22 protein-coding genes and 1 tRNA gene are annotated in these 19,714 nt (G+C 62.1%); 11 read left to right on the top strand and 12 right to left on the bottom strand.

The features are described from left to right. Nucleotides 1–342: 342 nt before the first annotated feature. Complete coding sequence (locus tag AC0NIH_RS21885; RefSeq protein WP_023769415.1) at nucleotides 343–603, bottom strand: hypothetical protein; 261 nt, start codon at nucleotides 601–603, stop codon at nucleotides 343–345. Between the two features lie 98 nt (nucleotides 604–701). Here AC0NIH_RS21885 and AC0NIH_RS21880 point away from each other — a divergent pair, with 98 nt between their 5' ends. The 3 genes from AC0NIH_RS21880 to AC0NIH_RS21870 all read left to right on the top strand — a co-directional run bounded on the left by AC0NIH_RS21880 (nucleotide 702) and on the right by AC0NIH_RS21870 (nucleotide 1,802). Then, the gene (locus AC0NIH_RS21880) at nucleotides 702–902 is read left to right on the top strand and encodes a hypothetical protein (protein ID WP_473464586.1); all 201 of its coding nucleotides are present in this window, start codon (nucleotides 702–704) and stop codon (nucleotides 900–902) included. A 96-nt stretch (nucleotides 903–998) separates the two neighbouring features. Next, nucleotides 999–1,088: transfer RNA gene (locus AC0NIH_RS21875), tRNA-Ser, on the top strand. Nucleotides 1,089–1,262: 174 nt separating this feature from the next. After that, a complete protein-coding gene (locus AC0NIH_RS21870) occupies nucleotides 1,263–1,802 on the top strand; it encodes a DnaJ domain-containing protein (RefSeq protein ID WP_023767720.1) in 540 nt (179 codons plus the stop codon). Nucleotides 1,803–1,879: 77 nt separating this feature from the next. Here AC0NIH_RS21870 and AC0NIH_RS21865 read toward each other — a convergent pair whose 3' ends face one another. Next, on the bottom strand, nucleotides 1,880–2,191 hold the full coding sequence (locus tag AC0NIH_RS21865) for a hypothetical protein (protein WP_473464589.1): 312 nt from the start codon (nucleotides 2,189–2,191) through the stop codon (nucleotides 1,880–1,882). A 196-nt stretch (nucleotides 2,192–2,387) separates the two neighbouring features. Here AC0NIH_RS21865 and AC0NIH_RS21860 point away from each other — a divergent pair, with 196 nt between their 5' ends. The 5 genes from AC0NIH_RS21860 to rimO all read left to right on the top strand — a co-directional run bounded on the left by AC0NIH_RS21860 (nucleotide 2,388) and on the right by rimO (nucleotide 6,902). After that, nucleotides 2,388–3,332, top strand: a complete 945-nt coding sequence (locus AC0NIH_RS21860; RefSeq protein ID WP_473464591.1) for a sterol desaturase family protein — start codon at nucleotides 2,388–2,390, stop codon at nucleotides 3,330–3,332. 53 nt (nucleotides 3,333–3,385) lie between these two features. Next, nucleotides 3,386–4,084, top strand: coding sequence for a DUF2161 domain-containing phosphodiesterase (locus AC0NIH_RS21855; protein WP_473464594.1), 699 nt, complete (start codon nucleotides 3,386–3,388; stop codon nucleotides 4,082–4,084). 56 nt (nucleotides 4,085–4,140) lie between these two features. Beyond that, complete coding sequence (locus AC0NIH_RS21850) at nucleotides 4,141–4,548, top strand: DUF930 domain-containing protein (protein WP_032927719.1); 408 nt, start codon at nucleotides 4,141–4,143, stop codon at nucleotides 4,546–4,548. A gap of 165 nt (nucleotides 4,549–4,713) precedes the next feature. After that, nucleotides 4,714–5,403, top strand: a complete 690-nt coding sequence (locus tag AC0NIH_RS21845) for a TerC family protein (RefSeq protein ID WP_013895598.1) — start codon at nucleotides 4,714–4,716, stop codon at nucleotides 5,401–5,403. 185 nt (nucleotides 5,404–5,588) lie between these two features. After that, nucleotides 5,589–6,902 carry a 30S ribosomal protein S12 methylthiotransferase RimO gene (gene rimO, locus AC0NIH_RS21840; protein ID WP_023767715.1) on the top strand — a complete coding sequence of 438 codons (1,314 nt, stop codon included), beginning with the start codon at nucleotides 5,589–5,591 and terminating at the stop codon, nucleotides 6,900–6,902. A gap of 58 nt (nucleotides 6,903–6,960) precedes the next feature. Here rimO and AC0NIH_RS21835 read toward each other — a convergent pair whose 3' ends face one another. After that, on the bottom strand, nucleotides 6,961–7,404 hold the full coding sequence (locus AC0NIH_RS21835; protein ID WP_352690405.1) for a hypothetical protein: 444 nt from the start codon (nucleotides 7,402–7,404) through the stop codon (nucleotides 6,961–6,963). A 237-nt stretch (nucleotides 7,405–7,641) separates the two neighbouring features. Between AC0NIH_RS21835 and AC0NIH_RS21830 the strand changes: the two genes are divergently transcribed. Then, a complete protein-coding gene (locus tag AC0NIH_RS21830; RefSeq protein WP_473464598.1) occupies nucleotides 7,642–8,748 on the top strand; it encodes an acyltransferase family protein in 1,107 nt (368 codons plus the stop codon). 47 nt (nucleotides 8,749–8,795) lie between these two features. Here AC0NIH_RS21830 and AC0NIH_RS21825 read toward each other — a convergent pair whose 3' ends face one another. The 8 genes from AC0NIH_RS21825 to AC0NIH_RS21790 all read right to left on the bottom strand — a co-directional run bounded on the left by AC0NIH_RS21825 (nucleotide 8,796) and on the right by AC0NIH_RS21790 (nucleotide 17,096). After that, nucleotides 8,796–9,863: a BMP family ABC transporter substrate-binding protein gene (locus AC0NIH_RS21825; protein WP_473464600.1), complete on the bottom strand. Its 1,068-nt coding sequence runs from the start codon at nucleotides 9,861–9,863 to the stop codon at nucleotides 8,796–8,798. Between the two features lie 50 nt (nucleotides 9,864–9,913). Further along, nucleotides 9,914–10,834: an ABC transporter permease gene (locus tag AC0NIH_RS21820; protein ID WP_473464603.1), complete on the bottom strand. Its 921-nt coding sequence runs from the start codon at nucleotides 10,832–10,834 to the stop codon at nucleotides 9,914–9,916. Then, a complete protein-coding gene (locus tag AC0NIH_RS21815; protein WP_473464606.1) occupies nucleotides 10,834–11,964 on the bottom strand; it encodes an ABC transporter permease in 1,131 nt (376 codons plus the stop codon). The genes AC0NIH_RS21820 and AC0NIH_RS21815 overlap by 1 nt, the downstream gene beginning before the upstream one ends. Next, a complete protein-coding gene (locus tag AC0NIH_RS21810; RefSeq protein ID WP_473464609.1) occupies nucleotides 11,961–13,538 on the bottom strand; it encodes an ABC transporter ATP-binding protein in 1,578 nt (525 codons plus the stop codon). Before AC0NIH_RS21810 ends, AC0NIH_RS21815 begins: the two co-directional genes overlap by 4 nt. 133 nt (nucleotides 13,539–13,671) lie before the next feature. After that, on the bottom strand, nucleotides 13,672–14,649 hold the full coding sequence (locus tag AC0NIH_RS21805; RefSeq protein ID WP_473464612.1) for a quinone oxidoreductase family protein: 978 nt from the start codon (nucleotides 14,647–14,649) through the stop codon (nucleotides 13,672–13,674). 28 nt (nucleotides 14,650–14,677) lie between these two features. Further along, nucleotides 14,678–15,541 (bottom strand): phosphatidylcholine synthase, encoded by an 864-nt coding sequence (gene pcsA, locus AC0NIH_RS21800; RefSeq protein WP_473464615.1) that lies wholly within the window; start codon nucleotides 15,539–15,541, stop codon nucleotides 14,678–14,680. After that, a complete protein-coding gene (locus AC0NIH_RS21795; protein WP_473464617.1) occupies nucleotides 15,538–16,152 on the bottom strand; it encodes a DUF1326 domain-containing protein in 615 nt (204 codons plus the stop codon). Before AC0NIH_RS21795 ends, pcsA begins: the two co-directional genes overlap by 4 nt. Further along, a complete protein-coding gene (locus AC0NIH_RS21790) occupies nucleotides 16,149–17,096 on the bottom strand; it encodes a DUF2182 domain-containing protein (protein ID WP_473464620.1) in 948 nt (315 codons plus the stop codon). Before AC0NIH_RS21790 ends, AC0NIH_RS21795 begins: the two co-directional genes overlap by 4 nt. A 70-nt stretch (nucleotides 17,097–17,166) precedes the next feature. Here AC0NIH_RS21790 and AC0NIH_RS21785 point away from each other — a divergent pair, with 70 nt between their 5' ends. Then, nucleotides 17,167–18,381, top strand: a complete 1,215-nt coding sequence (locus tag AC0NIH_RS21785; protein ID WP_473464624.1) for a UbiH/UbiF family hydroxylase — start codon at nucleotides 17,167–17,169, stop codon at nucleotides 18,379–18,381. Nucleotides 18,382–18,530: 149 nt separating this feature from the next. Beyond that, nucleotides 18,531–18,854: a heat shock protein HspQ gene (gene hspQ, locus AC0NIH_RS21780; protein ID WP_023767703.1), complete on the top strand. Its 324-nt coding sequence runs from the start codon at nucleotides 18,531–18,533 to the stop codon at nucleotides 18,852–18,854. A 91-nt stretch (nucleotides 18,855–18,945) separates the two neighbouring features. On the opposite strand, the gene AC0NIH_RS21775 is transcribed toward hspQ, so the two are convergent. Further along, nucleotides 18,946–19,575, bottom strand: a complete 630-nt coding sequence (locus tag AC0NIH_RS21775; protein WP_473464627.1) for an invasion associated locus B family protein — start codon at nucleotides 19,573–19,575, stop codon at nucleotides 18,946–18,948. Nucleotides 19,576–19,714: the final 139 nt, after the last annotated feature.

Here is a 19,714-nt window from a genome sequence, read left to right as displayed (position 1 = left end):
GCCTACTCCAAAGGCGGCTCTTCGCTAGGCGGCCCTTCGCTCGGGGGCGTCAAAACAGTGATATCCATTCTGGCGATTGTCGATGCGGCGCGCCCCTGGGCCCCAGGATCAGTATCGCCTGTTTCGGCGACCATGGCCTTGGCGCGATGTCCTACGCTATCTGCGCTTTTGCCTGGCGCAAATCCTTCGCCAGTTTCTGTCTTTGCGGGTTTCAGTAGGGTTTCCGGTGTTTGCCGATGCTGACTTCCAATCGCCGAGACCATGGATACCTCCGCTTGTGAGGCCCCTATTGTAGCTGGGTAAGCTGTCGCGAGCCTGACCATGGCGCCGGCAAGGGCAGGTTCAATAGATTTGCACGCCCAGGCGGTCGTTTCGTCTCCATCGGAGCGCTGCACGGTATCGGGCATCGTCCGCCGGCACGAGGAGGATAAAGCGTTCGGGAACAATGGCGCTCGGGTCGACCCTCAGCTCCGCGCCGTGAGCATGCTGGTTTCTGATCGAGCATTTTATGGTCGAACTCTCGGTGACTATCGTCCCTTCCTTCAGAACGGTCTGCCGAGCATGAAAGCGGCGCTCTTTCTGGGGTTGATTGGGATCGGTCATCTCGCTGCCACGACGAACTTCAGACGCATGTACAGAACTTTCACAAGAACCGCGTTTCGATCAGCATGTGCTAAAATAGTTCCGGAACACTTTATTCGATGTGGAAGCCCACCAGATCTCTCGGCCTTGCCCTGCCTTGCCCGCTGTTCAGCCGTGTAAGACCGCGCCGGACAAGCGAACCGTCGTTCACGTTGAACATTCCGGTCGCGCTGAACATTTATGCCGACCAACTGCCGGTACAGCAGGAAGGCACCGCAGCGGTGGTTGACGTGGCCCTCAATGCAGCTTTACAGGAATGAACAGCGACCGGTCGGGAATGCCTTCGGTGCCAATCCGGTGCCCGCAGGCGAAAACCCGTCGGAAGCGCACTATCCAAGTGATTGAAAAATCACGACGGAGGGATGGCCGAGCGGTTTAAGGCACCGGTCTTGAAAACCGGCGTGGGCGCAAGTTCACCGTGGGTTCGAATCCCACTCCCTCCGCCATTGAGTGCCAAGGTCCGTTTCCTCACTAGGCATTAGCCGGCTATCGACGTCGGACCAAAGTCTTGACAGCCGCAAGCAAAGGTCTGACGTAACCGCTTTGGTTCCGCACTTGTCCATTGGACGTTCTTTAATTTAGCCAATATGAATATATGATTGCGTTGAGGGAGCGCCGCTGTGTTCATTGACTACTACGAAGTTCTCGAAGTCAGCCCAAACGCCAACTCCGAAACGTTGGAACGGGTGTTTCGTTATTTTGCCATGCGTTACCACCCCGACAATCAGGCCACCGGCAATGAGGCACGCTTCAGCGAAATCGTAGAGGCTCACAACACGCTCAAGGATCCTGTCAAACGTGCGCAGTACGACATCCAGTACAAGGACCATGCGGGGCTCAGCCGGGAGTTGTCCGAGGAAGCCGGAAACACCAAGGGCATGGAGCGTGACGTCGTCATTCAAGCCAGGCTGCTCGCGCTCCTTTATGTAAAGCGCAGACAGGACGTCAACAATCCCGGCATTGGAGATGTCGAGCTTGAGCGATTGTCAGGCTGTCCGCGAGAGCATCTCGAGTTTCATCTCTGGTATATGAAGGCAAAGGGTTGGATCGCAAGGATCGAGAACGGGACGATGGCGATCACCGTCGAAGGCATCGATCGCGCCAATTCCGAACACCGCCGTGACCCGACCACCAAACTCCTGGACCATACGGTCTCTTGAAGCGCGCGCTTGGCGCCGGCCGGGCGGCGTATCCGCGGCGATGAGGAGCGTTGCGGTGCGGCGACGGTCCGATTTGCTCAGTCGGATCTCTGGGTGCGCTCGGCGATGGCAAATGCCTGCAGGTTCCTCGCCTTGCCCACGTCCTGATCCGCATTTGCGATGATCGAAAAGAAAGCCGCCCTGGCGATGTCCTTCTCCGAGGCGCCGGGATGCTCCTTCTTGGCAGCCTTGACGAGCTGCTTGGGAGACATGTCGGGCGTGACGACCCTCATGAGGGTGTCACCGATCGCACTCATTTCATTTGCGTCCATGATGGGCATCCCCTGCTGACTGCAATGCCACGATAGCAAGGACAACTCGCGGCCGCCAACATGGTTCTTGATCAACATGGGCCTTGAAACGAAAAACCCCGCCGGCAGGGACCGGTGGGGTTAATCCTGGGAGGACGCGCGTAACGCTGCGTTCGTCGACCGCGCGTTCCCCACATACCGCTCGATTGCGACACCGATGTGACACGCAGGCGGGAGCGGCTGCTCCATGCCCGGCATAACCGGGAGATCGGCATCAAGCCTTTGGAAAGGAGAGATGTGGTTCTCTCGCAAATCGCAAGCGCTGGAGGCGCTGCCGAAAGACAAGGCGATAGGCGGGCGAATGGACATCTTTGGCATCAAGACGCTGTTGATCTGCGCGCTGATCTTCATTCCGTTCGAACACCTGTTCGCCGAGCGGCCGCAGAAGATCTTCCGCGAGGGCCTTGGTGTCGATCTGCTCTATCTGATGTTCAACGCCTTCATCATCAAGGTGGCCATGGTCATCATGGCGGCGGGTGTCCTCGGCGTCGCTGCAATCCTTGTCCCGCAATCGGTAACGCAGGCCGTCAGTGGCCAGCCCATCTGGCTCCAGGTTACCGAAATCATCCTGATCACCGATGTCGGCGTCTACTGGGCACATCGGGCCTTTCACAAAATTCCGGCACTTTGGAAGTTCCACGCGGTTCACCACGGCATTGAGGAACTGGATTGGCTCGGGGCCTTCCACTCCCACCCGGTCGACGCAATCGTCACCAAGGCGATATCGCTGACCCCGATCCTTCTGCTTGGCTTTTCGGAAGGCGCGATCGCCGTCTTTTCGCTTATCTATCTCGGGCACACGATGCTCGTTCATTCGAACCTGCGGATTCCGTTCGGCCCCTTGAAGTGGCTGATCGCCGGCCCGCAGTTCCATCGCTGGCACCATGCCAACCAGCGCGAAGCCTATGACAAGAACTTCGCCGGGCAGTTGCCTTTGCTCGATGTGGTGTTCGGCACCTACAATGCCACCGGCGACAAGGTGCCCGACAAATACGGCGTCGACGATCCGATCCCGTCCACCTATTTCGGCCAGGTCGGCTATCCGTTCATGCCCCGCAAGAAACCGTCGGATCGCGTCGCGCCGGGTCCCGAAGCCCGGCAGCCGACGTCGACGGAGCACGGCCCGTTGCCTCCGGTCTTGCCCGACATTGGCGGTATCGCCCGATTGCCTCGAGGCTAAGACACCTTCCCATCGGGCAGGCATTTTGCGTCGAATCGGCTAAGTCTTGCGGCATGAACGAGACCTCACTCTATGCGCCGGTGAAGCGGTTCCTCGAAAGTCTCGACTTCGTCGTGAAAGGGGAAATCGGCGGCTGTGATATCGTCGCGCTGCGCGAGGGTGAACCGCCGGTCGTGGTCATCTGCGAGCTGAAGCTGCAGTTCAATCTGGAACTGGTGCTGCAAGGCGTCGACCGTGCGGCCGCCTGCGACGAAGTGTGGCTGGCGGCACGCATGTCGGCGCGCGGCAAGGGGCGCGAAAGCGACGCCAGGTTCCGCAATCTCTGCCGCCGGCTCGGCTTCGGCCTGCTCGGCGTGACCGCGAACGACCGGGTCGAGGTCCTGCTCAGCCCGGTCGCATTGGCGCCGCGCAAGAATGCGCGCAAACGCTCTCGGATCGTCGATGAGCACCAGCGCCGTCGCGGCGATCCCGTGGTGGGCGGCGGAACGCGCAATCCGATCATGACCGCCTACCGCCAGAGCGCCCTCACCTGCGCCGCCGCGATGATCGATGGACCCAAGCGGCCGCGCGACCTGAAGGCCTTGACGCCGATCGCGCCGAAGATTCTGCAGCACAATGTCTATGGCTGGTTCGCGCGTGTCGACCGCGGTCTCTACGGCCTCACCGATGCCGGCCGCGCCTCGCTGGTCCGTTGGCCGCAGGCTTCGCACGATGAAGCCCGACACGAGATTTTGATTGCGCCGCCCCCCTGAAAGCGGGTGCTTGCCGAGCATGAAGCGCCCCGCTTGGTTGATTTGTCAGATAAAATATGCTGCTAGTCCCGCCCATGAATAGACCCTGCATGATGGCCATCGCGTCCCTGGCGCTGGCTTTTCCGGCCAGCGCGATGGACAACGCATTGCGTGCCGGACTGATGAAACTCGATCCGCAAACCCGCCTCGAACAGCGCTGCGACGCCGAGGTCCTGGACCGGATCACGCATGACGATCGCAAGTTCAAGGCCGACCGTGTCGTTGCCTATGCCTTCGCGACGCCCGAGATGAGCGCCGACGCGATCAAGAGTTCGGGTGCGGCGTTCCGCAGCAAGGGACAATGGTACCGGCTGAAATTCAAATGCCAGACCGGGCCGGACCATATGGAAGTTCTCCAGCTCCGCTACCGCATCGGTGACGAGATTCCCGAGACCGACTGGGCGAAGTACAATCTCTACGACTAGCTCGTCCGCCGGCGATTGCTGACACCCCTGCAATGCCACGGCCACGAAAGTGGTTTTCAAGCGTTGTCCATTGCTGCGTCTTGACGCCAGCGGACCATGCCTTTAGGCCCGTCTGGACAGTCGACGACGAACACTCGGCACGAACGAGCAAGGGCCTCCTGGTCGATGGAAATATTCACTGCCGCGGGCTTATCAGCTCTTCTCCAGGTCATCGCCATCGACCTTGCGCTCGCCGGAGACAACGCCATCGTCATCGGCCTCGCCGCGGCGGGTCTGCCCGCCAACCAACGCAAACAGGCCATTCTCGTCGGCATCGCGGCGGCCACGGTCCTGCGCATTTTTTTCGCCCTGATCACGCAATGGCTGCTGACCATCGGCCCCATTCTGCTCATCGCCGGCGGCCTGCTGCTGCTCTGGGTCTGCTGGAAGATGTGGCGCGAACTGCGCGTCAGCCACGAGCAGGAGCGCGATGCGACCGAAGCGCTGTCGAATGGCGACTTCGACAAGGACGGCGTCATTGGCGGCAAGGGACCGAGCAAGACCTTCTCGCAGGCCGCGTGGCAGATTGTCATCGCCGACGTTTCGATGTCGCTCGACAACGTTCTGGCCGTAGCCGGAGCGGCCATGAACCATCCGACGGTGCTGATCATCGGGTTGGCCTTGTCGATCGCGCTGATGGGCTTTGCCGCGTCGTTTGTCGCGCGCCTGCTGCACAAATACCGCTGGATCGCCTATATCGGCCTGGCGATCATCCTCTACGTCGCGGTGAAGATGCTGCTTGATGGCGCCGTGCAGCAATTCCCCGATCACTTCGCCTTCCTGGCGCCCTGGTTTGGACCAGGAGGCGGCCACTAACCGCTGCGAGAGCAGCCTTGCCCGCGACGGTTCGCAATGACCTGGCCTGTCGTCCGGTTTGCTTGATCAGGCAAGCCATGCTATTGCGCCGCGCGTATTGGCTTGTGCCAAGCGCCTCAGACCGACATCTATAGCGACTTGAGGCCGGACCCGTTTCGGCCCGTACCCCCATTGGAAACTTGCCTATGTCCGCCCCCCGCGTCAGTTTCGTCAGCCTTGGATGCCCGAAGGCCCTTGTGGACTCCGAGCGCATCATCACGCGGTTGCGCGCCGAGGGCTATGAGATCGCCCGCAAGCATGACGGCGCCGATCTTGTCGTCGTCAACACCTGTGGCTTCCTCGATTCCGCCCGCGACGAGTCGCTCAACGCCATCGGCTCCGCGCTGTCGGAAAACGGCAGGGTCATCGTCACCGGCTGCCTCGGCGCCGAGCCGGACGTGATCCGCGAAAAGCATCCAAACGTGCTGGCGATCACCGGACCGCAGGCCTATGAGAGCGTCATGGCCGCCGTGCATGAGGCCGCTCCCCCTTCGCACGATCCCTATATCGACCTTTTGCCGCCGCAGGGCGTCAAGCTGACGCCGCGCCACTATGCCTATCTCAAGATTTCGGAAGGCTGCAACAACCGCTGCACCTTCTGCATCATTCCGGCTCTTCGCGGCGATCTCGTCTCGCGGCCCGCGGCCGACGTGTTGCGCGAGGCCGAGAAGCTGGCCAAGGCCGGCGTCAAGGAGCTGCTCGTCATCTCGCAGGACACCAGCGCCTACGGCATCGACATCAAGTACCAGACGTCGATGTTCGGCGACCGCGAAGTGCGAGCGAAATTCCTCGATTTGTCGCAGGAATTGGGCAAGCTCGGCATCTGGGTGCGCATGCACTACGTCTACCCCTACCCGCATGTCGCCGACGTCATCCCGCTGATGGCCGAGGGAAAAATCCTCCCCTATCTGGATATCCCGTTCCAGCATGCCTCGCCGCAGGTGCTGAAGAACATGCGCCGGCCCGCGCACGGCGAAAAGACGCTCGAGCGCATCCGCGGCTGGCGCGACGTGTGCCCCGATCTCGCCATCCGCTCGACCTTCATCGTCGGCTTCCCCGGTGAGACGGACGACGATTTCGAGATGCTGCTCGACTGGCTGGACGAGGCAAAAATCGACCGTGCCGGCTGCTTCAAATATGAGCCGGTCCGGGGCGCCCGCTCCAATGACCTCGGCCTGGAACAGGTGCCGCAGGAGATCAAGGAAGCGCGCTGGCATCGTTTCATGCAGCGCCAGCAGAAGATCTCGGCGACGCAGCTCGCCAAGAAGGTCGGCAAGCGCCTGCCGGTGCTGATCGACGAAGCGCACGGCACATCGGCAAAGGGCCGCACCAAATACGACGCGCCCGAGATCGACGGCTCGGTCCACATCCAGTCGCGTCGTCCGTTGCGCGCCGGCGACATCGTCACCGTCAAGATCGACCGTGCCGACGCCTACGATCTCTACGGTTCGGCGGTCTGACAGCCTCGATCTGCCGAAAGGGCGCCTTTACGGCGCCCTCGTTTTGGCAATGTTTTCGTCAGAGCTTCACGGCCTCGATTGCAGACAGAGACCGATCGATGCCCTGATTGAGGGTCTTGTCCAGCCGCGAGCCGGCGGACTGGCCTTCGATCACCGACAGCCTCGCGGCAAATCCCAGATGGTAATCCACGAACCACTCGGGCCGCGGCTCGGGCTCCGGAAACGGTCCCCACCACGGAGGCAGCTTCGGCAGCTTCGGTGGCGTCGGGCACCAATCGTCGAGGTCGCTCAGCACCCCTTTCATGTCTTGCCCGCCGCGCTCGGCGATCCATGCGTGGCGCACGAATTCGTCGGCTATCGCGGCACCCAGCTCGTGAGGCGGGAGCGGCTGAGGATTGAGGGCGATTTGTGCAAGCCGCCCCTGTGGTCCGCGCGGAATGACGTCATAGATGGCTGGAATTCGCCTGCCAATAATGGCTAGGAGTTTTTTATTCAATTGCATAAGACTTTCTCCTGATGACGTTCGTAACGCCGGTCAATTTTGTCCGGGTCGGAAGATGAGCATGTAAGTAAAAATGCAAAGCAGTCTGTGAAAGAGGTCACGGAGCTGCGTCACGGACAATTAGGCCCGGTCGATGCTTCTGCCGCCATTTACCAAATTTCGCGATAGTTGCCGCCGTTTACTCTGTTTGGCCGCGACCCGCGCTATGGCTTTGGGATCAAAAATGCGGGAATTCGGATGGATACTAGACCTGCCAGGCAGGATCACATCGCGACGCTGGATCTGCTCAGACTGGTGGCGGCACTTGCCGTCGTGCTCTTCCACTATTTCTTTCGTGGCGCTGCCGCCGAGGGCGTCCTTGCCGTGGGTTATGCCGATGCCGCGCCATTCGCCATCTACGGCTACCTTGGCGTCAATCTGTTCTTTCTGATCAGCGGCTTCGTCATCGCGTGGTCGGCGGAAAGCCGCAGCTGGCACCAGTTTGCGATCGCCCGTTTCGTTCGCCTCTATCCCGGCTTCCTGTTTTGCATGACGATCACCTTCATTGTCGTCGCTTCGGTCGGTGCACCGCTGTTTGCAACCTCTCTCAGACAGTATGCCGCCAATCTGTCGATGTTCGCGCCGGCCCTCGGCCAGCCTTTCATGGACGGCGTCTACTGGTCGATCGTGCTTGAACTGGTTTTCTACGGATGGATGACGCTGGCCCTGCTCAGCGGTGTTTTTCAGAAGCGCAAGCTTGGGCTGATCTTCGTCTGGCTGGCGATATCGGCATTGAACGAATTCTTCGTCGGCAGTCACGCGGCAAGGCTGTTGTTCATCACCGAGTTCGGCCCGTTTTTCGCCGCTGGCGTGCTGGTCCACCATCTGCATGCGCACGGCCGGTCGTGGCCGGCGTTGCTGCTGCTTGGCGCAGCTTTCCTGTTGTCCTGCGGCACGCTTTCGGTGACGCAGCACTGGATGCTGAACGAATATGGCCTCGCCGTTTCGCAGCGCCCTCTCTGGGCCGCCAATGTCGTCATGCATGGCGCATTGATCGGCGCGGTCCTGCTGCGCAATCATGTCAGGCCGTCCGCTCTGACGATGGCGCTTGGCGGGCTGACCTACCCGCTCTACCTCCTGCACCAGAACATCGGCTATCTCGCCATCGATGCCGCCGCACCGTTGGTTGGCAAATGGTTCGCGGCGTTCGGTTGCATCGCGGTTCTGCTCGCCGCTTCCTGGGCGATCTGGGGCTACTGGGAACGACCAGCCCAACGGCTGCTCAAGACATGGCTTGGCCGTGCCGTGGAAATCGTGCTGGCAAAGTATCAGGCGGCCCCCGGCCGAACCCAACCCGCCGAATGAAAAAGGGCGCCGCGCGGCGCCCTTTTCCGTTCGAGATCCGTGCAAGCTTACTGCGGCAGCTTGTCGTCGACACCCTTGACGTAGAAATTCATGCCGAGAAGCGTGCCGTCGTCGGCGACTTCGCCGTCCTTCAGCCATGCCGAGCCGTCCTGCTTGGCGATCGGTCCGGTGAAGGGGTTCCAGCCGCCGGCGATCTTCTTCTCGGTCGCCTCGGCCATCGCCTTCACGTCGTCGGGCATGTTGGTGTAGGGCGCAAGCTTCACCGCGCCGTCCTTGATGCCGAGCCAGACATTGTCCGGCTTCCAGGTGCCGTCGATGGCCGCCTGGACCCGGCTGATATAGTACGGACCCCATTCGTCGGTCAGCGAGGTCAGCTGCGCGTTCGGCGCGAACTTGATCATGTCGGAAGACTGGCCAAAGCCGTGCAGCTTGCGCTCCTCGGCCACCTGCAGGGCGGCGGTCGAATCGGTGTGCTGGACGATGATGTCGGCGCCCTGGTCGAACAGGGCCTTGGCGGCATCCGCTTCCTTGCCCGGATCGAACCATGAGTTCACCCAGACGATCTTGGCCTTGAAGTTCGGGTTGATCGACTGCGCGCCGAGCATGAAGGAGTTGATGCCCATCACCACTTCCGGGATCGGGAAGGAAACGATGTAGCCGGCGACGCCGGACTTCGATTCCTTGGCGGCGATCTGGCCGAGCACGTAGCGGCCTTCATAGAAGCGCGCATTGTAGATGCCAAGATTGTCAGCGGACTTGTAGCCGGTGGCGTGCTCGAACATCACCTTCGGGAACTTCTTGGCGACCTTCACTTCGGCGTCCATGAAGCCGAAGGAGGTACCGAAGATCAGCTTGCAGCCTTCGCGCGCCAGCCGCTCGAAGGCACGGTCGGCATCGGGACCTTCGGAGACGTTTTCCAGGTAGGCGGTTTCGACTTTGTCGCCGAGCGCCTTCTCGACTTCGAGCCGGCCCTGATCATGCTGGTAGGAATAGCCGAAATCGCCGATCGGGCCGGTGTAGACCCAGCAGGCCTTCAACTTGTCGGCAGCCTCCGCTGACACCGCCAGCGACAAGGCCGCTGTCGTCGTCATCAGGGCAATAAGCAGTTTTTTCATTGTGTTACCTCTCTGTGTTAAGCCTTGGAGCTTCCCGTTTTTTATTGTTGTCAACGATCCGGAACGAATGGCTGCCCCAGGGATGCCGGCGTGTTCATCATCGTCAGACGCTTGTTGCGCGAGATTAGAACGAGAACCACGACGGTTGCCAGATAGGGCAGAGAAGAAAGCATCTGCGAGGGCACCGGAATGCCAAAAGCCTGTGCATGAAGCTGGCCGATCCACACCGCGCCGAAGATGTAGGCGCCGGCCAGCACCCGCCACGGCCGCCATGACGCGAACACCACCAGCGCCAGCGCGATCCAGCCGCGGCCGGCGCTCATGTTCTCGACCCACTGCGGCGTATAGACCAGCGACAGATGGCCGCCGGCAAGGCCGGCGCAGGCGCCGCCGAAGATGACCGAGAGATAGCGGTAGCGGATGACCTTGATGCCGAGCGCATGCGCAGAGGTGTGGCTGTCGCCGATCGAGCGCAGCGTCAGCCCGGTGCGGGTCTTGAACAGGAACCACATCACGGCGGCCGTCAGCGCGATCGAGATGTAGAAGATCGGGTCCTGGCCGAACAGCAGCCTGCCAACGATGGGTATGGAGCTGAGGCCGGGAATATCGAGATTGGGCAGCCTGACGCCGGGCTGGCCGACGAAGCTGGTCCCGATCATGCCGGAGAGGCCGAGGCCGAGCAGTGTCAGCGACAGGCCGGTCGCCACCTGGTTGGTGGCCAGCGACAGCGTCATGACGGCAAACAGCAGCGAGAACACCGCCCCCATGGCGATCGCCGCCAAAAGGCCGATCCAGGGCGAGCCGGTCAGGTAGCCGGCGCCGAAGCCGCCGACCGCGCCCATGATCATCATGCCTTCGACGCCGAGATTGAGCACGCCGGAACGTTCGACCACCAGTTCGCCGATCGCCGCGATCAACAGCGGCGTCGCCGCCGTGGCGATGGTCAGGAGGATGTTGACGGTGATGTCCATCAGCGGGCTTCCTTCAACTTTGGCGCGGCCTCGAGCTTTGCGGGGGCTTCCTTTTTCGTCAGCGCCAGGCCGATCAGGCGGATGCGGTAATGGATGAGCGTGTCGCAGCCGAGCACGAAGAACAGCAGCATGCCCTGGAAGACGCGCGCCACCTTGTCGGAAATGCCGAGCGCGCTTTGCACCGCCTCGCCACCGAGATAGGTCAGCGCCAGCACCAGGCCGGCGGCGACGATGCCGAGCGGATTGAGCCGGCCAAGGAACGCCACGATGATGGCGGTGAAGCCGTAGCCGGGCGAAATCACCGGCTGCAATTGCCCGATGGCGCCGGAGACTTCCGAGATGCCGGCCAGGCCTGCCAGCGCGCCCGACAGCAGGAAGGCGAAGAACACCATCCGGCTGAGGCCGAAGCCGGCGAAGCGCCCTGCCCTCGGGCTGGAGCCGAGCACGCGGACCTCGAAGCCTTTCAGCATGCGGCCCATCAGGAACCAGATCAGCACCGCGGCTACCAGCGCGAAGATGAACCCCCAATTGGCGCGTCCGGCGTCCGGCATCAGTTCCGGCAGAATGGCCGAGTCGCCGAACTGGATCGTCTGCGGAAAACCATGACCCTGCGGATCGCGCCATGGGCCGCGCACCAGCCAGTCGAGGAAGAGTTGGGCGACATAGACCAGCATCAGGCTGGTCAGGATCTCGTTGGTGTTGAACCTGGTCTTCAAAAGCGCCGGGATCGCCGCGTAGGCCGCGCCGCCGACCATGCCGAGCAGAAGCATCAGCGGCAGCACCAGCGGTCCTTCGAATTGCGGGAACAGCACCGGAATGGCGGAGCCGAAGATGGCGCCGAAGATGAACTGGCCTTCGGCGCCGATGTTCCAGATGTTGGCCTTGTAGCAGACGGACAGGCCGACGCCGATCAGGATCAGCGGCGCCGCCTTGATCGCCAGCTCATGCAACTGCCAGACCTGGCTGATCGGCTCGATGAAATAGATCCGGAACGCGGTCAGCGGGTTGACGCCGAGCAGCGCGAACAGAACCGCGCCGGCAATGATGGTCAGCGCGAAGGCGATGAACGGCGAAAGTGCCGAAAACAGCGCCGAGCGCTGCGGGCGTTTGACGAGTTCGAGGCGCATCATGCCGTCTCCAGCGTGTGTTCGGCGTGGCCGGGCTCGGCGCCGCCCATCAGCAAGCCGACCTTCTCGAAGGTTGCTTCGGCGATCGGCAGCGGCTTGGAAAGTTCGCCATTGTGCATGACGGCGATGGCATCCGATATCTCGAACAGCTCGTCGAGATCCTGGCTGATGACCAGCACCGCCGATCCGCTGCGCGACAGTTCGATCAGCGCCTGCCGGATGTGAGCGGCGGCACCGGCATCGACACCCCATGTCGGCTGGTTGACCACCATGACGCTGGGCCGGCGGTCGAGCTCTCGACCGACGATGAACTTCTGCAGATTGCCGCCCGAAAGTGCCGCGGCTTCCGGATCCGGCGCGCTCTTGCGCACATCCATCGCTTCGATGATGCGTTGGGCGGCGGCGTAGACAGCGCCGCTCTTCACCATGCCGCCGGTGCCGACAAAGGCCTTGCCGTCCGTTGCATGGCGCGACAGCAGGAGGTTCTCCGAAAGTTTCATGCGCGGTGCCGCGCCATGGCCGAGGCGCTCTTCCGGCACGAAGGCGGCGCCCAGCAGCCGCCGTCCGGTGATGGTGAGACCGCCGGCATCCTTGCCGCGGATGCGCACGGAGTCGGCATCCTGCTGCAGCACCTCGCCGGAGACGGATTCAAAGAACTCGCCCTGGCCATTGCCGGCGACGCCCGCGATGCCGATCACCTCGCCGGCGCGGACATTCAAGCTGATGTTCTTGAGCGGAATGGAGAACGGCGTTGCCGGTTTGCGGGTGAGATTGCGGATTTCGAGCAGCGGCTGCGCGGTTTCGATCCCCTCGACCGGTGCGCGCACCACGGCCTGCACCTCGTTGCCGACCATCATGCGGGCCAGCGATGCCGCCGTCTCCTCGCGCGGGTTGCAGTGGCCGACCACCTTGCCGTGCCGCAGCACGGTCGCGCGGTCGCAGATGCGTTTGACCTCTTCCAGCCGGTGCGAAATGTAGAGGATCGATTTGCCTTCCGCGCGCAGCCGCTCCAGCGTCTCGAACAGCTTGTCGGCCTCCTGCGGCGTCAGCACAGAGGTCGGCTCGTCGAGGATGATGAGCTGCGGCGTCTGCAGCAGGCAGCGGATGATCTCGATGCGCTGGCGCTCGCCGACCGACAGGTCGCCGACCAGCGATTCAGGATCGAGCGGCAGGCCGTAGCTGTAGGAAAGCGCCCTCGCCTTGGCGGCGATGCTGCTGATCGGCGAGCCGTCATCCAGCGACAGCGCGATGTTCTCCGCCGCCGTCAGCGCCTCGAACAGCGAGAAATGCTGGAACACCATGCCGATGCCGAGCTTTTTGGCAGCACCCGGGCTGGTGATCCGGACCGCCTGGCCGTTCCAGAAAATCTCGCCGGAATTGGGTTCCAGCGAGCCGAACAGCATCTTGACCAGCGTCGACTTGCCGGCCCCGTTCTCGCCGAGCAGCGCGTGGATTTCACCTTTGGCGATGTTGAGATCGATATGATCGCACGCCGTCAGTGTGCCGAATATTTTGGTCAGGCCACGAACCTCGAGCAGGTTCGCCCCATCATGATTTGCACTCACAGTGCCTCCCATCCGTATTGCCGGATATGTTCTGTGTTCCCGCAAGCATGGTAGGCGCCGCCGGCTCTCAACGGAAAGCGGCACGCGTCTTGAAAGAGCTTCAAGAATTTCAGCGGAAATTCAAGGGATAACAAGGCTGGCGGGACTAAGGAACGAGAATTGTCGTTCCGGTGGTCCTGCGGCCTTCGAGATCCGAATGCGCCTTGCCTGCATCCTTCAGCGCATAACGCTGATTGATCTTGATCTCGACGGCGCCGCTCAGCACCACCTCGAACAGGGCCGCCGCCGAGGCGTCAAGGTCCTCGCGCTTTGCGTTGTAGACGAACAGCGTCGGCCTCGTGGCGAACAAGGAGCCCTTCTGGGCCAGCAGCGACATCGAGAATGGCGGGATCGGTCCCGAGGATTGGCCGAAGCTGACGAACATGCCGAGCGGCCTCAGGCAGTCGAGCGAGGCCGGAAAAGTATCGTTGCCCACTGAATCGTAGACGACGTCGCATTTCCTGCCGCCCGTGATGGCCGCGACGCCGGCGACGAAATCCTGTTCCTTGTAATTGATGACATGGTCGAAGCCGTGTGCCCTGGCGAGCTCGATCTTGTCGGACGAGCTTGCCGTGCCGATGACGGTTGCGCCCAGATGTTTCGCCCATTGACCGAGGATGAGTCCGACGCCGCCGGCGGCGGCATGAAACAGGATGGTGTCGCCTGCCTTCACCTTGAAGGTCCGGCGCAGGAGATATTCGGCGGTCATGCCTTTCAGCATCATCGCCGCGGCCTGTTCGTCGCTGATGCCATCCGGAACCTTGACGACCCGGCTGGCATCGATGACGCGCTCCTCGGCATAGGCACCTGTCGTCACCGCATAGGCGATCCGGTCGCCCGGCTTCAGCCAGTCGACATCCTGCCCCACCTTCAGCACCACCCCGGCGGCCTCGCTGCCCGCAATGAGCGGAAATCCGCCCGGCGGCGGATAGAGGCCGGAGCGATGATAGACATCGATGAAATTGAGACCGATCGCCGTATGCCTGACCAGGATCTGCCCCGAACCCGGCTGGCCGGGATCGGCATCCTCGTAGTTCAGAACTTCCGGGCCGCCATGGGCGTGGATGCGGATCGCTTTGGACATGGATGGGCTTCCTCAAGACGTGGGCTGGTCAGGCCTTCTTGGCACCAAGATTTGGAAAGAACTGCATGATGCCACCGATACAGCCGAGGTAAAGCCCGGTAACGGAAATGCCGATCTTGGTGAACGTGCCGACCTGTTCGCCAAGCACGCCGATCTGGTCATAGAAGGCCGCGAGAGCCGCCTGCGCAAGCGCAAGCGCGCCGAAAGCGCACCACAATAGCGTCATTGTCAGATTGATGCGCCGCAGCCGCACCACCCGCACCGGGTGAATGAAATTGATCGGGACGAAGGTCAGGATGCCGGCCACCACCACCACCGCGAACGAAACCCATTGTCCCGGCTCGATGACGAACAGCGTGAACACCACCATGTTCCAGACGACGGGGAACCCCTTGAAGAAATTCTCCTTCGTCTTCATGCCGGTGTCGGCATAGTAGATCGCGCTGGAGACGACGATGATCGCCGCCGACAGGAACGACAGGCCCTCGCCCATGAAGCCGCGCTGGTAAAGCGCGAAGGCCGGGATCAGCACATACGTCACGTAGTCGATGATGTTGTCGAGCATTTCGCCCGACCAGGTCGGCAGGATTTCCTTGACCTCGAGTTTCCGCGCGATCGGCCCGTCGATGCCGTCGACGAACAATGCCAGCCCGAGCCACCAGAACATAGCAGTCCAACGCTCTTCGCTCGCCGCCACAAGCGACAGGAAGGCCAGGAACGAGCCCGAGGCGGTCAGCAGATGCACCGAGAACGCCCTTGCCTGCGGCCAGGTGACTTTCTTCCTCGGCCGCGGAATCCGGTCCGCGATCTTCTTGGCGGCTTTTCTGGCAGCCGTATTCCTGGCCGCCAAGTTCCTGGGCGCCAAGTTCCTGGGCGTTGTGTTCTTGCTCACGGGCCCCGCCAATCCAGCTTGCAGATTTCGGCCGAGCGGCCGGCAAAATTCCAGTTGCGGCCAAAGGCCCGCATCTTGCTCTTGTCGGATTTGGCCACGATGATCTCCGGCGCGATCCAGTATTCCGAATTGCTGATCACCGTATCCTTCTCGCGATCCTTGCCCGCTATCGGCGTCACCGCCCCGTCGATGACCTTCGGTATCTGGAAGATGCGCGTCTTGTCCCGCGTCTCATAGGTGATCGGGACCTGTTCGACGCCCAGGAATTTTCCGACGAGGATCGACAGCAGCGACGTGGTCCCGCCCGCCTTGCCGGTGAAGATCTTGGTCAGCGCCTTGACAGCGTAGATCGAGGCGCGTTGGTCGATGAACAGGCCCGCGGTCCAGTTGCCGCGGCTCATGTAGCCGGGGATTTCCATGACCAGCCCCAGGTTGAGGCCGGAGAGGTCGACCTCTCCGAAATGACCGGCATCGATACGGAAACCCGCCCAGGTCTGGCAATAGCCCTCGGTTGGCGGATGACTGCCAAGCGACAACACGCAAGGGCAAAAAACCGTGCAATTGCAGGAGAGTACGAGCTCTCCTTTCATTGCCCAGCCCGGATCTGTCATTGAATTTCCCCCACTCCAAGCGAGACTACTAGCAGCGCGGCTGCCCAGACAAGCAGTATCGCACCGGCCAGCCGGGTTGGAAGACGGCTCGCCGTTTGTTTTTCGATGAGGGTGAACAGACCGATCAACGCCATCCAGAAGACGTTCATGACGCCAACGGCGAACATCACCAGCATCAGCGCCCAGCAGCAGCCGAGGCACCATATGCCTTGCGCAACTCCGAGCCGGAAGACGCGGACGGCTCTCGCACTCCAGTTCGAAAACAGGATCGAGAACGGGTTCCGGCATTTCTTCAGGCAGGCCTGCTTGAGGCCGCTGAACTGGTAGAGGCCGGCAACCAGCAATGCAAAGGCGCCGGCGATGCCCAGCACCGGATCGTACATCCGGCCGGACGCGGCGGATGCATGCACCGCAACCGTCAGCAGCGCGAACATCGCGGAGGCGAGGAACCAGACGCTGAGATACCCTGCGACCAGCACCAGCGGGTGGACGACGGGCTCCCCCTTGATCCGTGCCGTATCGGCGATCTCGCAATAGGTGCGGATCATCGGCGCCGCGGAAGGCAGCATCGCCGCGATCGCCATCAGGAACCACATCAGGATGAGCGCCAAGGCGCGCGGGCCGATGCTTCCCTCCAGCGGCGCCGGCGACAGGCAGAGCGCGAAGAACCGTTCCAGGACATCGGGCAGCGGCAGTTGCGGCAGGTGGCGCAGCAGAGCGTCGCCGGGCGCGCTGCCGCCGGTCTCGGCGCCGCGGATCGCCATCGCGGCCAGGAACAGCCAGGCAAGCGCGATGCCGGCGCCCACAACGACGTTGACCGTCAAGCGCGGGTTGCGTGCAATGTCGGCCATGGCGCGGCCGGCGCGGTCGAGATGGCTGAAGTCGTCCTGGTGGCCGGTCATGACAACCGAATGGGCCGAATCGCCGCGTTGATCAAGCTGCATGATCTGACCTATATGCTCAGCAACTGGCAGGCCGGGTGGCCCGCCTCGCACAGCAAGCCGGAAACCGATCTTGGAGCGTAAGCAAACAGCACGGATACTGGTCGCCGGCACAGGGCCGGCGGGACTGATCGCGGCACTTGCCTTCGCCGATGCCGGTTTCCGGGTAACGCTCGTCGGGCCGGAGGCTTCGGTCCCCGATGGGCGCACCACGGCCCTGATGAACCCTGCTTTGAAGGTGCTTGAACGGCTCGGCGTGCTCGAAGACATCAAGCCCAACGCCGCACCCTTGAAAGCGATGCGCATCGTCGATGCGACCAGCCGGCTGATCCGCAGTCCCGTCGTCACCTTCCGCGCCAGCGAGATCGATGAGGACCAGTTCGGGCTCAATCTGCCCAACGCTGTCTTCGGCCCCGCACTGGCCAGCAAGGTTGCCGCGCATCCGGGGATCGAACGGCTGGTGTCGATGGTCAAGACCTGGCATCTCGACGCAGACATGGCCCATGCCGCTCTCGCCGACGGCAGCGAGGTCGGCGCATCGCTGGCGGTCGCCGCCGATGGACGCCTGTCGCCCGCCCGCGAGGCAGCGGGCATTTCGACCGCGTCGCGCTCTTATCCTCAAGCCGCGCTCGTCCTGAACTTCCATCATAGCCGCGAACACGCTTCCACCTCGACGGAGTTCCATACCGAGACCGGTCCGTTCACGCAGGTTCCGCTGCCCGGCGATCGCTCGAGCCTTGTCTGGGTGGTCAAGCCCGAGACCGCCAGGGAACTGGCTGCATTGGACGACGCAGCGCTCTCGTTGCGGGTCGAGCAGCAGATGCAGTCGATGCTGGGCCGGGTGACCGTGGAGCCGGGCCGCCAGATTTATCCGCTTTCGACCGTGACCCCCCTGCGCTTTGCCCGGCATCGGGTGGCGCTTGTCGGCGAGGCCGCCCATGTGTTCCCGCCGATCGGCGCGCAAGGTCTCAACCTAGGCATCAGGGATATTGACGATCTTGTTGGAATCGCGAGTGAAAATCGTGACGACCCTGGCACGGCCAAGGCGCTGGCCGCTTACGATTTCAAACGCCGGCCCGACATTCTGGCGCGCAGCAGCGCTGTCAATCTGCTGAACATGTCGCTGCTTTCCGACATGCTGCCGGCGCAGATGGCGCGCGGTGCCGGTCTCGGCGTCCTCGGGGGCGTTGCACCGCTGCGTGCCTTTTTCATGCGCGAGGGACTTCGTCCCGGCAGCGGCTTTGCAGCACTTGCGGGTGGCCTGCGAAAGCCGGTGCGGCGAAACTAGCGATCTTGCGGATTTTGCCGCGATATCGCGACTTCAATCAAAAACTTTGCTCCGCGCCCTGCGTAGCTTGAAGACGCTAAAAACGCTTCGGGATTGAATTGACTCGGAGTCTGCGCCAAATAAAGCCAAGGAATTCAGTGGTGAGTACGATGAAAACGGCCAAATTCGCGATCGGACAGGTGGTTCGCCACCGGTTGTTTCCGTTTCGTGGCATCATTTTCGACGTCGATCCACAATTCGCCAACACCGACGAATGGTACGAGGCCATCCCCGCGGACGTGCGGCCACGCAAGGATCAGCCATTCTACCATCTACTCGCCGAGAATTCTGAAACCGAATACATCGCTTACGTATCCGAGCAGAATTTGCTGGCGGATCAGTCGGGCGAGCCGGTTCGTCATCCGCAGATCAAGGAGATGTTCGACAAGAGGCCGGATGGGCGCTACGAGCCGAAACGGCAGTCCAGGCACTGATTTTCCGGCATTCCGGATGCGGCCAGGAACGAAAAAAGCGGGGCATGACCCCGCTTTTTCTTTGGCTTCGGTATTGGCCCGATGCCGGTGATCAGTTGGCGGTTTTCGCCTTGTCCTGTTCGTCCTTGAGCTTCTTGGCGAAGTCCTGGTTGTTCTTGGCGACGAAGTCCTGCAGCTTCTTCTGACGGTCCTCGATGTCCGACTGCTGCAGCGGCGGGCCGTCATAGGCGCCGCTGAAGCCTTGCAGGGCGATCTTGATCGGGTTGGCCTGGTTCTGGAAATTGATCGAGGTCAGCGTGATCCCCTGGCCCTTCTTGAACGAGGCGACAAGCTGGTCGGTCAGCGGCACTTCGGCCACGCAACGGTCCGGGAAGCAGATGACATAGTCGAGCTTCTGCGCCTTGCCTGTGTCGATCTGCAGGCCGATGCCGGGAGGCACGAGGCGGCCGGTCGGGACCGTCACCTGGAACACCTTGCGGTTCACCTTGCCCTTGAGCTCGATCAGGCTGACACCAGTGACGAGCTGGCCGTTGCCCGCGGTGACGATATTCTGGACGTTGCAGATGTCGACGTCTTCCTGCTTGGTGCAGGCCTTGAACCAGCCCTGTGGAATCTGCGGCTGCTGCTGTGCGGAAGCAGTGGGAAGCCCTGCACCCAGAAAGCCGACCACGCCCGCGGCCATGACCGAAAGGCGGTACGCATTGCTGTTCAGGCTCGTCATGTCGTGCACTTCCTCTCAAATAATCCCGGGACCGGCTTCTTCGCGCCGCGTGGTCCAGCTACCTGTTGCCGAAATGAGGCAACAGAATGACTTCGGACGGCGTGTTACACTGCAAGCGGTGTCGAATCCAGCCCGCCCA

This window comes from Mesorhizobium sp. WSM1386 (assembly GCF_055901595.1).
The sequence above is the reverse complement of the archived record's forward strand: the minus strand, read 5'-3'. Positions and strand labels throughout refer to the sequence as shown.

Coding starts and splice junctions, on each gene's coding strand:
- AC0NIH_RS21885 (WP_023769415.1), bottom strand. CDS start 603: ATGACCGATCCCAATCAACCCCAGAAAGAGCGCCGCTTTCATGCTCGG.
- AC0NIH_RS21880 (WP_473464586.1), top strand. CDS start 702: ATGTGGAAGCCCACCAGATCTCTCGGCCTTGCCCTGCCTTGCCCGCTG.
- AC0NIH_RS21865 (WP_473464589.1), bottom strand. CDS start 2,191: ATGTTGATCAAGAACCATGTTGGCGGCCGCGAGTTGTCCTTGCTATCG.
- AC0NIH_RS21860 (WP_473464591.1), top strand. CDS start 2,388: ATGTGGTTCTCTCGCAAATCGCAAGCGCTGGAGGCGCTGCCGAAAGAC.
- AC0NIH_RS21855 (WP_473464594.1), top strand. CDS start 3,386: ATGAACGAGACCTCACTCTATGCGCCGGTGAAGCGGTTCCTCGAAAGT.
- AC0NIH_RS21850 (WP_032927719.1), top strand. CDS start 4,141: ATGCTGCTAGTCCCGCCCATGAATAGACCCTGCATGATGGCCATCGCG.
- AC0NIH_RS21845 (WP_013895598.1), top strand. CDS start 4,714: ATGGAAATATTCACTGCCGCGGGCTTATCAGCTCTTCTCCAGGTCATC.
- rimO (WP_023767715.1), top strand. CDS start 5,589: ATGTCCGCCCCCCGCGTCAGTTTCGTCAGCCTTGGATGCCCGAAGGCC.
- AC0NIH_RS21835 (WP_352690405.1), bottom strand. CDS start 7,404: ATGCAATTGAATAAAAAACTCCTAGCCATTATTGGCAGGCGAATTCCA.
- AC0NIH_RS21830 (WP_473464598.1), top strand. CDS start 7,642: ATGGATACTAGACCTGCCAGGCAGGATCACATCGCGACGCTGGATCTG.
- AC0NIH_RS21825 (WP_473464600.1), bottom strand. CDS start 9,863: ATGAAAAAACTGCTTATTGCCCTGATGACGACGACAGCGGCCTTGTCG.
- AC0NIH_RS21820 (WP_473464603.1), bottom strand. CDS start 10,834: ATGGACATCACCGTCAACATCCTCCTGACCATCGCCACGGCGGCGACG.
- AC0NIH_RS21815 (WP_473464606.1), bottom strand. CDS start 11,964: ATGATGCGCCTCGAACTCGTCAAACGCCCGCAGCGCTCGGCGCTGTTT.
- AC0NIH_RS21810 (WP_473464609.1), bottom strand. CDS start 13,538: ATGGGAGGCACTGTGAGTGCAAATCATGATGGGGCGAACCTGCTCGAG.
- AC0NIH_RS21805 (WP_473464612.1), bottom strand. CDS start 14,649: ATGTCCAAAGCGATCCGCATCCACGCCCATGGCGGCCCGGAAGTTCTG.
- AC0NIH_RS21795 (WP_473464617.1), bottom strand. CDS start 16,152: ATGACAGATCCGGGCTGGGCAATGAAAGGAGAGCTCGTACTCTCCTGC.
- AC0NIH_RS21790 (WP_473464620.1), bottom strand. CDS start 17,096: ATGCAGCTTGATCAACGCGGCGATTCGGCCCATTCGGTTGTCATGACC.
- hspQ (WP_023767703.1), top strand. CDS start 18,531: ATGAAAACGGCCAAATTCGCGATCGGACAGGTGGTTCGCCACCGGTTG.
- AC0NIH_RS21775 (WP_473464627.1), bottom strand. CDS start 19,575: ATGACGAGCCTGAACAGCAATGCGTACCGCCTTTCGGTCATGGCCGCG.